Genomic DNA, 12,998 nt, shown 5'->3' on the forward strand with positions numbered 1-12,998 from the left:
AATTATGTGGTATTTCGCTTGGATTTTAGGTGTACTTTTAGCCTGTACCTTAGGTGTTATAAATGTAATGTGGTACGAGTTTCATCAAAATAAAAACAGCATAGCTGATGATGAACAACCGATGCACGATTTACTAAACGAAGCTAACAACACAAAAGATGACGACTAATCCCCGACCAAATCGCGCGCAGCAGCAATCTCTGCGCGCTTTTTTAAAACGGCAAAGTAAGCCTGCGGGTGCATGGTTAAAGTTAAGTATTGCACTGGGCACATTTAACGCTATTTTAATGATTGCAGGCGCCTATTTACTGGCACAAACTATTCATAACGTAATGTTTGAAGGCGCAAGCCTTAACCAAGTAACCCATTTACTTTGGCCACTTGCGGGTATTATTTTACTCAGAGCCCTGTTTTTAGCTATCAGTGAAAAACTCAGTGCTTATGCGGCACTTAAAATAAAGTCGGCTATGCGCCAAACCTTATTGACCAAATTAACGCAACTTGGCCCAAGTTATATTGAACAACACGGCCAAGGAGCCACGCTTAACACCGTGCACGATGGCGTTGAAGCACTGCACGACTACTACGCTAAATACTTGCCTGGCGTTGCTTATAGCGCGCTTATTCCGCTGGCAATATTGGTGGTTATTTTTCCAACCGACTATAAAGCAGGCTTAATATTTTTATTAACCGCTCCGCTTATTCCGTTTTTTATGATTTTGGTGGGCTCAAAGGCCGAGGCGTTAAATCAAAAAAGATGGCAGCAACTGGCCGTACTAGGTAATTACTTTTTTGACCGCGTACAAGGTTTAACACAACTTAAATTGTTTAACGCAACGCAAAAAGAGCTTAAACAAATAGCCAAAATTTCTGATGACTTTAGGCACGCTACACTCGGTGTTTTAAAAATTGCCTTTTTATCATCATTTGCGCTGGAATTTTTAGCCACAATTAGTGTGGCACTGGTGGCGGTAATCATTGGTTTTAGACTGTTTTTTGGCACGCTTGATTTTGCAACCGGATTTGTTGTTTTACTACTTGCCCCAGAATTTTACTTACCACTGCGCCAATTAGGCAGCCACTACCATGCCCGCTTGCAAGGTATAAGCGCTGCGGCCGATATGGTCACTATTTTAAATGCCCCACTTCCTGAGCAGTCACAGCAACATGAAGCAAAATTTGAGGAGCATATAAGCTCAATAAACATAAACAACTTAAACTTTACCTACCCAAACAGTAACGAAGGCATAAAAAATATAAACCTTACGCTACCCGCTAAAGGGTTAGTGGCTGTAGTAGGTGCTAGTGGCTCAGGTAAAAGTACTTTATTTGATTGTTTATTAGGGTTTCATCCGCAGGTGATTGAACAAATAAGCATTAATAATAAACCACTTGATGCTACAAGCATGAGTACATTACAAAACGCAATTGCGTGGATCCCCCAAACCCCAACGCTTTTTTATCAAAGCATTAGCGATAACATAAAAATAGCCAAGCCAGCCGCTACGCAACTAGAGCTTGAGCAAGCCGCGCACCAAGCGGGCGCCTTAGATTTTATAAACACGTTAGAGAATGGGTTCGACACCCTGATAGGTGAGCAAGGTGAAGGGCTCTCTGGCGGTCAAAAGCAGCGTATAGCCCTCGCACGGGCGTTTTTAAAACAAGCACCTATTTTAGTGCTTGACGAACCGACAGCCCACCTTGATAGCCAAACCGAGCAGCTTATTCAGCAGGCTATAAATAATTACGCTAAAAACCACTTAGTGTTGGTCATTGCCCACCGGCTAAATACAGTGAAAAACGCAAGCAATATCCTTGTTATGCAAAATGGCGAAATAGCACAGCAAGGTACTTACAGCCAACTTGAGCAGCAACAAGGCGCATTTAAATCACTCCTTAATTTACAAGCGCAAGGAGCAAACAATGACTAATTTTATTAGGCTATTAAAGCTTTGCCGCCCGCATTATAAAGCCATGCTACTGGGTACTTTTTTAGCCACATTAACGGTACTTGCAAACGTGGGCTTATTAGCTATATCGGGGTGGTTTTTAGCCTCAATGGCGGCAGCGGGTATCGCAGGCGTACAAATGAATTACTTTACACCTGCAGGAACCATTCGATTTTTAGCGATTGTACGAACTGCATCACGCTATGGTGAGCGCTTAGTAACACATAACGCGACGTTTTTATTGCTTAGTGAAATACGCGTTAATATGTTTGCCACGCTAAGTAAGCTAAACAATGTAGATTTAGCAATGAGCCGCAGCGCCGATTTAGTTAACCGCTTACAAAATGACGTGGATGCGCTTGATAAGTTTTACTTAAACATATTACTGCCAATGCTGGTAGCGCTGTTGAGTGTGCCCATAATTATGGTGTTTATGGCGGCTTATAACGCCAATGTTGCGCTTATTTGTTTTATAGGCATTTTATTAATTGGTGTTGTTTTACCTGCGCTGTTAAGTGCTAAATTAAATAAAAATAGCCATAAAGAAACACAGCTCAGTGCACAACTTAGAGCAGAGCTTTCTGACACCCTAACCGGCCTTAGAGAGCTGAGTATTTATCAGGCACGTGCTGGGCAAATTTCAAAATGTAATGAACTAAACGAGCAATATAACCAACAACTTTATAGTCGCCATAAAGCACTCGCAAATAGCGACGGTTTAAGTTTGCTGGTTGTGCAGCTAGCTATGCTTGGCGCCATAGTTACTATTGTGCCTTTGGTTTACAGCGGCGCTATGGTTAATGTTGAGCTTGCTATGTTAAGCCTATTTGTATTAGCAAGCTTTGAAACTGTATTGCTGTTGCCCAATGCATTTATAGAGCTGCCCACTGTACTCAAAGCCGCTGAGCGACTATTTACACTGGAAGATAAAGTCACAGCGCAAGAAGCTAATAGCGCTGAGTTAGTTGAGATGCAGTTTGATAAAAACAATACAACTTTGGCGCTTAATAACATTGGCTATAAATACCAAGAGCACAGTGCTTTAGCTAATATCAGCTTTACCCTTAAAGCACAGCAAAAAGTAGCGATTGTAGGCAGAAGCGGCAGTGGTAAAAGCACCTTGGTTAATTTACTTACCGGTTTATGGCCAGTGCAGCAAGGCAGTATTAGGCTAAGCGATGAAAATAACGCAGAAGAACTCCACGCACTAAGCAGCAACACCCGCGCAAGCATTATTAATATACTTGCGCAGCAGCATCATATTTTTGATGGCACATTAAGTGAAAACTTACGCTATGCAAAGCCAAGCGCCACAAAAGAAGAAATGCTTGAAGCCATTAACCTTGCACAGCTCAAACCTTGGTTTAATGAGCTACAAGATGGTTTAAAAACCCGTTTAGGCACAGGTGGGAGAAGTGTTTCTCAAGGCCAATCAAGGCGCATAGCCATTGCGCAAGCTTTATTACAAAACCCAGCCATTTTAGTCCTTGATGAGCCTACAGAAGGGCTTGATAACCAATCTAAGCAAACGGTAATGAACGCTATTATGCAGGTAATGAGTAACGCAAGCGTACTTACCATTACCCACGACCCTGCTCTTTTAGCGCAAATGGATAACATTATTTGGCTAGAAAATGGCAGCCTTGTAGCGCAAGGCACTCATAAAGAGCTTAGCGAAACATATACCGATTATGTTGCCTTAACTACTCGGTTCTAATACGCTGATTGATACATCTATAACGCCGACTTTAGGGTCGGCAATTTTTTTAAACATACCTAACGATAAATCAATAACCCGCCCTCTAACGTACGGGCCTCTATCGTTTATTCTCACGATCACCGATTTGTTATTTGCCAAGTTTGTAACCTTCACTTTTGTACCAAAGGGTAATTCTAAATGCGCAGCAGTGGATGCGTTTTGGCTAAATGTTTCGCCGTTTGCTGTTGTGCGGCCATGGTATTTATTAGCGTAATAAGAGGCTTTACCTAACTGAGTACGCTCGCCATTAGCAGAGGTAACTATAGGTTGGCTGCTACACGCAGCTAAAATTGATAAAAAACTGAGGGTAAAAATTAACTTAGTAAAAGACATAGATGCGCTTTAATTATAAAAATTCGCGCAAAGGTTAACCTTACGTGGCTGAGTGTGTACTGAATTAAAATATTTTATAGGCAATAAAAAACCACCGTCGATTACTCTTAGGTGGTTTTTTTTAAAAAGCATAAGGCGCTTATCTTACGATACCGCGCTCAGAGCTTTTCACAAAATCAATCATGGTTTGTACTGCAGGATACTTAGCAGCATCTTCACTAAGTGAGTCAATCGCTTCGTCCACGCTTAAGCTCTTACGATAAAACGCTTTATAAGCACGGCGTACGGCCATAATTTCGTCGCTTTCAAAGCCACGACGCTTCATACCTTCTTTATTGGTCGCAGCAGGGCCTGCTGGCATACCAATGGTGGTTACAAATGGCGGTACGTCTTTATTAACGCCTGAGTACATGCCAATAAATGCGTGATCACCAATTTTACAAAATTGATGCACACCTGAGTTACCACCTAAAATAACCCAATCGCCTACATGCACGTGGCCTGCAACGCTTGCGTTATTAGCAAATATAACGTTATTACCAATTACGGCATCGTGAGCAACGTGGGTATACGCCATAAATAAGTTATTGCTACCAATTTTAGTAACACCTTGGTCTTGAATAGTACCACGGTGAATGGTTGCACACTCACGTATAACGTTGTTATCGCCCATAATAAGAGTGGTTGGTTCGTTGTTGTATTTTTTGTCTTGGCAGGCTTCGCCTACTGACGCAAATTGAAAAATATGATTGCCAGAACCAATAGTAGATGGCCCTTTAATAACAACGTGAGACTCAATAATACAGTCATCACCGATCACAACATCATTGCCAATATAGCTATATGGACCAACTGAGACATTGTTGCCTAGTTTAGCGCCAGGTTCGATTATTGCTGTAGAATGGATCACTATTAAAACTCTCTTCTCGCACACATAATTTCGGCACTACATACAACCTTGCCGTCGACTCTTGCTTCAGCGGCAAATTTCCATATATTGCGACGCTCTTTTAAAAACTCTACATGCAAATGCAGTGTATCGCCCGGTATAACTGGCTGTTTAAAACGTGCGTTATCGACTGCAGCAAACAAGTAAAGCTCGTTATCGCTACGGTTTTCTACTGTTTTAAATCCTAATAAACCGGTGGCTTGCGCCATGGCTTCTAATATTAGCACACCAGGGAAAATTGGCTGATTTGGAAAGTGGCCAGTAAAAATAGGCTCGTTAACCGATACATTTTTAATCGCATGCAGTGACTCGCCAGGCGTAAAGTCAATTACACGATCAATTAAAAGCATCGGGTAGCGGTGTGGTAATAAACTTAAAATTTCTTGAATATCAAGGCTATTTAATTCGTTTGCCAAAATAGCATCCTTATTAGTGTTCAACGTTATGACTTAGCCAATGCTTCAAGCGCTTTAAGACGTGATTTCATGTCTGAAAGATTACGCAAGTGGGCAATTGATTTACGCCATTCTTTATTAGTTGTATGGGGCATACCAGATGAGTAAATACCCGGCTCGGTGATCGATTTAGTCACCATACTCATGCCGGTAATTATAACACCATCACATACTGACATGTGACCATTAATTGCGGTCATGCCACCTATTTGGCAGTTTTTACCAATGGTTACACTACCTGCTAGTACAGTACAGCCTGCAATTGCAGTACCCGAGTTAACTTCAACGTTGTGTGCTATTTGACATTGGTTATCGATGATCACATTACTATGAATAATCGTGTTATCGAGTGCGCCGCGGTCAATTGTTGTGCTTGCGCCCACTTCTACCTTGTCGCCGATAATCACAGAGCCTAACTGAGGAATTTTAACCCACTGCCCGCGCTCGTTTGCATAGCCAAATCCGTCACTGCCAACCACACTGTTTGCTTGAAATAAACAATCAGCGCCAATTTCAACATCGTGATAAATAGTCACACTCGGCCAAAGCTTTGTGCCAGAACCTATTTTAACACGTTCACCGATGAAACTGTTCGGACCAATTTGTGCGTTATCACCAATCACTGCACCGGCTTCTATAACAACATTTGCGCCAATGGCAGCACTTGTGCTTAGCGTTGCACTTGGGTGAATAGTCGCACTAGCGTGTATACCTTGCTGCGCCGCTTGCGGGGTTGTATCCATAAATTGTGCAAGCTTTGCGTAGCTCACATACGGATTTCCAACAATGATTTTTGCGCCACTAAAATACGGTGCATCGGCTTCGCTAAGAATAACAGCGCTGGCTTGTGTAGTTTCAAGCTGCGTACGATATTTTGAGTTCGCTAAAAATGCAATATGCCCAGAACGGGCATTTGCAAGTGTAGCTATTTTTGTAATTTCTAAAGCGCCATCACCTTGAAGTTCGGCGCCTAGAAGTTCCGCAATGTGCGAAAGCGTATAATTTTGCATAGAGTGATTATTTCTTACTAACTGCTGATACAACTTTGCTTGAAAGATCAGTTACTTCTTTAGGGTTAAAGTAAATAGTAGTGTCTTTAACTTTAACTTCATCGAAGTCGCCATCTTTAGCAATTTCTTCAATTGTTTTGATAATTAAACCCTGAACTTTAGCAAGCTCTTGGTTTTGACGTGCTTTGATTTCTTGCTCTAAAGGACGACCTTTTTCAGCAAGGTTTTGTTGCATGCCTTGAATTTTATCACGTAGTGCATCTTTTTGAGCTTGGCTCATTGTAGTGCTTTCACGCTTAAATTTTTCTGCTTCAAAGCGAATGTCGCCTTGTAGTTTTTCAAGCTCTTGACGACGCTCAGCAAACTCAGTTTGTAAAGACTGCTCAATTTTAGCCATTTGAGGAATTTGCTTGTAGATCTCTTGCATATCAACAATGCCTACTTTGTGGGCAAATGCACTTGCAGAGGTACCCATCATCAATGTTGCTAACACGGCTACTGCTGTTGATTTAAATAATTTTTTCACAAAAAACTCCTTTAGAAAGTGTTACTAATATTAAAGCTGATGGTCTTTGTATCGTCATCTTCTTCTTTTTGCAATGGATACGCAAAACTAATCAGCATTGGACCCATTGGAGAGATCCATTGTAAAGATAAACCGGTTGATACCCTAAAGCGCATTGGATCAGAGTAATCATCTAACTTAGCACGCTCATCTGGCGCTAAGTTTTGGAAACGGTCAACGTTAAATTCAGTATCCCATACGTTGGCAGCATCTACAAAGAAACTGGTACGTACAGAACTGGTGTTTTCTTCATCTAAGAACGGCGTAGGTACAATTAGCTCCATACCTGCAACCGCTTTTGCATTACCACCAATACGCCCTTGTGGTACTAAAATATCAAACTCATCAGAGCCACCAATGCTACCGGTTGTAGTACCATCAGCACCTGGCGTACCAGGGATTGATAAAGGAACACGTGATACAGCACGCGGCAATATAGTATTACGGTCAAAGCCACGTAGTTCCATTTCCGTTATACGGAAGAACTCTTGGAATGGCAGTGTTTGCTCATAACCGTTTGTTGACCCATAACCATTACCGTAACCAAGCGCTGCACGTGTTGAGAACACCCAACGGTGGTCATTCGATATTGGCCAGTAAAAACGCGAATCGTAGTTCAGTTTAAAATGCTGAAGATCAGAGTTAGGCGTTGTGGCTGTTAAATTTAATGTTTGGCGCGAACCCGCTGTTGGGAATAAACCACGGTTAACTGTGATACGCGACCAACCAACGCTTAGCTCATATTTAGTAAAGTCAAAGCCAGCATCTGGGTTTTCTTCATCTAAGAAGGTTTCGCGTAGTACACGTGTTTGTTCGTACTCGGCAATTTCTGAAAGTTCTTCTTGAATCCAACGTACGCCAAAGTTAACACGGTTTACCGCATCAATTGGGAAACCAATATTGGTACCAATACCGTAACTTGTTGATTTATAATCTACCAAGCTAAATTTACTGGCATCGTAGTTGTTGTAAAAAATACTGCTACCTTGAGATACACCATCTGGCGTGAAGTAAGGGTCGGTGTACGACAAGCTAATGCTTTCAGAACCAGTAGAGGTATTTAAGTTTAAGCCAATTTGATTACCCGTACCTAAAAAGTTAGATTCGGTCACACCAATATTAAACTGAAGCCCTGCGTATGAGCCATACGCTAAGCCCGCGTTAAAGCTACCAGCCGATTGCTCTTTTACTGTAAAGTCTACGTCTACTTGGTCATCTACACCCGGTACTGGTACTACGTTAAAGTCAACAGTTTCCATGTATGGTAAACGCTGAATTTGCAGCTTTGAGCGCTCAAGGTTTTGATTAGATAACCATGCACCTTCAAGTTGTGTCATTTCGCGGCGAAGTACTTCATCAGCAGTATTTTGGTTACCACCAACGATGATACGACGTACGTACACACGCTTGCCCGGATTTACCGACAGCGTAAGTTGCACTTCTTGTTTTTCATCATCAATTTCTGGAATTGTGCGTACTTCGGCATTGGCATAACCAAAGCGCGCTAGATAGCTTTTGATAAACTCTTCAGATGAGGTCACCACTGAGCCATTGTAAAGTTCGCCGGCGCGAAGTGGGATAACGCTTTTGATTAGCTCTTCTCGGCCAAGTAAATCACCGATAAAGTCAAAACCTTTAACTGTGTACTTAACACCTTCTGTTAAGTTAGCAGTTACATACACAGATTCGCGCTCAGGACTTACTGATACTTGCGTAGAATCGATATTAAAACGTAAGTAACCGCGGTCTAAATAAAAGCTGCGAATTTTTTCTAAATCGCCTTCAATGGTTTGTTTTTGGTAACGGTCGCTACCCATAAACTGCCACCACGGTAAATCTTGTTGCGATTCAGCAAGCTTTAAAAGCTCTTCGTTAGAGAATAATTCGTTACCCACTAAGTTGATTTGACGAATAGAGGCGGCTTCGCCTTCGTCAAATTCTAGCTTAAGCTTTACACGGTTACGTGGCAGCTTAGTTACGCTAATATCAACGGTGGCATTGTATTTACCAATACTGTGGAAAAACTCAACCAACCCTTTTTCGATATTATCGATAACGGTTTTATCAAGCGGTTCACCTTGGCGAATATCTTGCTGATCGAGCGATTCGTTAAGCTGCTCGTCTTTTATATCTTTATTGCCTTCAAACTCAATAAAGCTAATAGTAGGACGCTCAGTCACTTTAAAAATAACGTTATTACCATCGCGTAACGCTTTGATGTTGTCAAAGTGACCTGAACGATAAAGTGACTTTATTGTTTTTGAAATCGTATAGTCATCAACGTTATCGCCCACATTGATAGGAACATGCGTTAGTGCTGCACCAAGTGCTACACGTTGCAAACCTTCAATTTTTAAATCTTCAACAATAAAGGAGTTTTGGCCCAGGGCTGCAAAACTTGCACCCAATAAACTTGAAACTGCCAAATGTTTTTTTATAGCCATTTTATTATCTTTATCCTTTACAACTGTATTACCGCTTAACATCAAAACTAATAATTAGTGATGCTTACAATCGTGTTCTAATTAGTAATTGTCACGCTGTAACTACAAACGCGATACATCATTGAACAAAGCGAAACATGTTAAAAATATGAGCAGCAAGGCGCCCACTTTAAAACCAAATTCTTGTGTCTTTTCAGAGACCGGCTTTTTACGGAAAAGTTCAATTATGTAATACATTAAGTGTCCACCATCAAGCACTGGCAGAGGTAATAAATTAAATACACCCAAGTTAACGCTTATTAGCGCTAAAAAGCTTAAAAAGGCGACTAGCCCGTAGCTTACGCTAGTTCCTGCACCAACTGCAATGCCCACAGGGCCACTTAAATTTTTAACCGAAACCTGACCTGTAATTAAATTACCAATCATGTCAAAGCTAAGCGTTATAAGGCGCCAGGTCTCTTGGGTACCACGAGCAATACTATCAAGCGGACCAAAGCTTCGGGTTTCAACATAGCCCTCAGGCCAAGGTTGAACAACCGGCGCAACACCTAAAAACCCTTGTTCAATACCGTGCTCATTAATGCGCGATTTAGGCGTTACTGTTACGCTATTTATACTATCTTGTCTTTTTACACTAAATTGTAAAGATTTGTTAGCCGATTGCGTAATAAGATTAACTAATTGCTGCCAATCGCTTATTGTTTCACCATTTACAGCGATAATCGTATCGTTAACCTGCAAATTAGCCAGTTCGGCTGCTGAATTTTTAGTAATAGCCGCAATGGTTAATGTGGCTTGGGGTCTAAACGGTACAATACCCAACGAACTCAGTGGCGGCACGTCTTGCTGATCGAGCTTCCAACCCTCTACGTTAAGCATTTTTGTTTGCTCTTGGTAGTTTTCGTTACGCACTACTACGGGCACGCTTTGCTCACCTAAGCTCGACATAAGTGCAAAAGTTGCATCTTGCCAGGTGGCAATCGTGTCATCACCAATTTTAATAATTTGTTCAGAGGGCATAATGCCCGCCTGCTCTGCTCTGCTACCTTCGGTAATACTACCCACTACAGGTTTTACCGATTGCACGCCCACCATGTACATAGCCGCCAACGCCACAATAGCAAATAAAAAATTAGCCAGCGGGCCGGCTGCCACTATGGCTATACGGGCCTGAACCGATTTAGCGTTAAATGACAAATGGCGCTCATTTTCAGGCACTTCATCCACGCGTTCATCAAGCATTTTAACGTAGCCACCCAGCGGAATAGCGGCAATTACGTATTCTGTATTGTATTTATCGTGCCACTTTAAAAGCGGTTTACCAAAACCAATCGAAAAGCGCAGCACTTTAACACCCATTTTACGGGCCACCCAAAAGTGCCCATATTCATGAATAGCAACTAAAATGCCCAGCGCTAAAATAAACGAGCCAAGATTCCAAAAAAAATCTAACATATTAATGAGTCACTTTTGTTATTAAATCCGCTGCACGTTGACGGGCTTGTTGGTCACACGCTAATATTTCATCTAGGCTTTGTACGTTAGTGAATGTGGCCGCATCAAGCGTTTGTGCATTAATTTTATAAATGTCAGTAAAGCCAATTTGGCCTTTTAAAAATGCCGCAACCGCTATTTCGTTTGCTGCATTTACCGTTGTGGTTGCGCCTTGCCCTGCGCTGCACGCATCAATAGCAAGTTGTAAATTTGGATAACGCGCAAAATCAGGTTTTGTGAACGAAAAATCACAAATATCCGAAAAGTTGAGTGGTTTTACACCCGCGTTAATTCGATCTGGGTAAGCGAGTGCGTGTGCAATAGGTGTGCGCATATCGGGGTTACCCATTTGCGCTAAAATGGAGCCATCGTGGTATTGCACCATAGAATGAATAATACTTTGCGGGTGGATCACCACATCAATATCGCTGGTGTCACAATTAAACAGCCATTTAGCTTCAATAAATTCAAGCCCTTTGTTCATCATGGTGGCTGAATCTACCGATATTTTTTGCCCCATAGACCAATTAGGGTGAGCGACGGCTTCACTAACCGTTACCTCTTTTAAGGTATTTATATCGCGCGTTAAAAATGGTCCACCAGAGCCGGTAAGCAATATTTTACTTACGCCATGCTCTTGTAAATTTTGATCAGCGTTTGCGTTTTGAAGTGAATGAGGTAAGCACTGAAAAATAGCGTTGTGCTCGCTATCAATAGGTAACAACGTGGCTTTATGCTGTTTTACTTTATCAATAAACAACTGCCCTGACATAACCAACGATTCTTTATTGGCAAGCAGTACTTTTTTACCTGCTTCAACGGCGCTTAGTGTGGGCAGTAAGCCGGCAGCGCCAACAATAGCTGACATGACGGTATCGACATCGGGATGCGCACATAAATCGCTCATAGCCTGCTGTGAATGCATTACTAAGGTTTGGCATGGCGTATTATTTAAATACGATGATAATTGCTCTGCAGCGCTTTGTGTGGCCATAACGGCATATAACGGTTCGTGCTCAATACACAGCTCAGCCATTTTTTTTGCATTGTGGCCTGCAGTGAGGGCAAATACGTTAAATAGCGCTTTATTTCGTGCTATAACATCTAATGTACTTAACCCAATTGAACCTGTAGCGCCTAAAATAACAAGTTGCTGCTGTTGGCTCATAAACTCAAGGTCCATGCATAGCACATTACAAACATTGGGGCTGCTGCGGTTAAGCTGTCAATTCTATCTAAAATACCGCCGTGGCCGGGTAAACAGCGACCACTGTCTTTTAGGCCGGCTTCACGTTTAAACATGCTTTCGAGTAAATCACCGACAGCCGAAAACAAAGCTATAAAGGCGGTCATTACGGCATAAATAGGCCATACAGCAAAATCCACACCGGTAAAGTGACAAAAAGCTAAAACAAATATAATTGATGCAACCACACCGCCTGCTAGGCCTTCGATGGTTTTATTTGGGCTCACCTTTGGCATAAGCTTGTGCTTACCAAAACTTTTGCCTGTAAAGTAAGCCCCTACATCGGCGCTCCATACAATACCAAGTACCACTAAAATCAGTACCGAGCCAAAGTGCGTTGATTCAGCGTATTGCGCGCTACGTAAGGTATTGAGTGCAAGCCAAAGTGGGATTAAAGTAAGCAACCCGGCAATGCCGCGCATTACCAAGCCTTCGTTCCATGCTTTGGCCATGGCTGGGTAGCGCCAAATTAAATAACTGGCCACAATCCACCAAGCAAACGAGAGCGTAAATAAGTAATTTGCATCCCCGACCAGCTGGCCGTTTTGCCACAGTGATTCAATCGGCCAATGTAAATTTAGTAGCGCCAATAACGCGCCAATTAACACCACAAACGCACCCCGTTTTAATTTTGTGCATAGGCCCATAAAAGCAGACCACTCCCACGCGCCAAGTAAAACAATAATACCGGCAAAATAACTAAACAATGTTAGTGGAGTATAAAAAACCAAGGCTAGCGCTAACGGCGCTAATACAACCGAGGTTAAAATTCGTTGTTTTAACAAAATAGTGAC

The 12,998-nt window shown here is 42.0% G+C and carries 12 protein-coding genes; 3 read left to right on the forward strand and 9 right to left on the reverse strand.

Annotation, left to right across the window (positions count from 1 at the left end):
• Positions 1 to 4: 4 nt before the first annotated feature.
• From cydX to cydC, 3 genes are read left to right on the forward strand one after another with little or no spacing between them, the layout of a single operon-like run.
• Positions 5 to 169 (forward strand): cytochrome bd-I oxidase subunit CydX, encoded by a 165-nt coding sequence (gene cydX, locus B2R65_RS09215; RefSeq protein ID WP_004586934.1) that lies wholly within the window; start codon positions 5 to 7, stop codon positions 167 to 169.
• A complete protein-coding gene (cydD, locus tag B2R65_RS09220; RefSeq protein ID WP_286742113.1) occupies positions 159 to 1,931 on the forward strand; it encodes a thiol reductant ABC exporter subunit CydD in 1,773 nt (590 codons plus the stop codon). Before cydX ends, cydD begins: the two co-directional genes overlap by 11 nt.
• Positions 1,924 to 3,666, forward strand: coding sequence for a thiol reductant ABC exporter subunit CydC (gene cydC, locus B2R65_RS09225; RefSeq protein WP_286742115.1), 1,743 nt, complete (start codon positions 1,924 to 1,926; stop codon positions 3,664 to 3,666). Before cydD ends, cydC begins: the two co-directional genes overlap by 8 nt.
• On the opposite strand, the gene B2R65_RS09230 is transcribed toward cydC, so the two are convergent.
• The 9 genes from B2R65_RS09230 to B2R65_RS09270 form a co-directional block, all read right to left on the reverse strand.
• The gene (locus B2R65_RS09230; protein ID WP_248533607.1) at positions 3,649 to 4,041 is read right to left on the reverse strand and encodes a septal ring lytic transglycosylase RlpA family protein; all 393 of its coding nucleotides are present in this window, start codon (positions 4,039 to 4,041) and stop codon (positions 3,649 to 3,651) included. The two genes, cydC and B2R65_RS09230, sit on opposite strands and share 18 nt — an antisense overlap.
• Before the next feature lie 139 nt (positions 4,042 to 4,180).
• Positions 4,181 to 4,951, reverse strand: a complete 771-nt coding sequence (gene lpxA / locus B2R65_RS09235) for an acyl-ACP--UDP-N-acetylglucosamine O-acyltransferase (RefSeq protein WP_024033817.1) — start codon at positions 4,949 to 4,951, stop codon at positions 4,181 to 4,183.
• Positions 4,952 to 4,953: 2 nt separating this feature from the next.
• A complete protein-coding gene (fabZ, locus tag B2R65_RS09240) occupies positions 4,954 to 5,406 on the reverse strand; it encodes a 3-hydroxyacyl-ACP dehydratase FabZ (protein WP_055253107.1) in 453 nt (150 codons plus the stop codon).
• A 26-nt stretch (positions 5,407 to 5,432) separates the two neighbouring features.
• Positions 5,433 to 6,455, reverse strand: coding sequence for a UDP-3-O-(3-hydroxymyristoyl)glucosamine N-acyltransferase (lpxD, locus tag B2R65_RS09245; RefSeq protein ID WP_029773688.1), 1,023 nt, complete (start codon positions 6,453 to 6,455; stop codon positions 5,433 to 5,435).
• A 7-nt stretch (positions 6,456 to 6,462) separates the two neighbouring features.
• The gene (locus B2R65_RS09250; RefSeq protein WP_004586927.1) at positions 6,463 to 6,981 is read right to left on the reverse strand and encodes an OmpH/Skp family outer membrane protein; all 519 of its coding nucleotides are present in this window, start codon (positions 6,979 to 6,981) and stop codon (positions 6,463 to 6,465) included.
• An 11-nt stretch (positions 6,982 to 6,992) separates the two neighbouring features.
• On the reverse strand, positions 6,993 to 9,464 hold the full coding sequence (gene bamA, locus B2R65_RS09255) for an outer membrane protein assembly factor BamA (RefSeq protein WP_029773687.1): 2,472 nt from the start codon (positions 9,462 to 9,464) through the stop codon (positions 6,993 to 6,995).
• Between the two features lie 102 nt (positions 9,465 to 9,566).
• Positions 9,567 to 10,919, reverse strand: a complete 1,353-nt coding sequence (gene rseP, locus B2R65_RS09260; RefSeq protein WP_004586925.1) for a sigma E protease regulator RseP — start codon at positions 10,917 to 10,919, stop codon at positions 9,567 to 9,569.
• A 1-nt stretch (position 10,920) separates the two neighbouring features.
• Entirely contained in the window at positions 10,921 to 12,126 is a 1,206-nt protein-coding gene (gene ispC, locus B2R65_RS09265; RefSeq protein WP_029773686.1) for a 1-deoxy-D-xylulose-5-phosphate reductoisomerase, read from the reverse strand.
• Positions 12,123 to 12,989 carry a phosphatidate cytidylyltransferase gene (locus B2R65_RS09270; RefSeq protein ID WP_004586923.1) on the reverse strand — a complete coding sequence of 289 codons (867 nt, stop codon included), beginning with the start codon at positions 12,987 to 12,989 and terminating at the stop codon, positions 12,123 to 12,125. Before B2R65_RS09270 ends, ispC begins: the two co-directional genes overlap by 4 nt.
• Positions 12,990 to 12,998: the final 9 nt, after the last annotated feature.

The organism is Pseudoalteromonas sp. UBA2102 (assembly GCF_002331165.1).
Classification (GTDB): domain Bacteria; phylum Pseudomonadota; class Gammaproteobacteria; order Enterobacterales; family Alteromonadaceae; genus Pseudoalteromonas; species Pseudoalteromonas atlantica.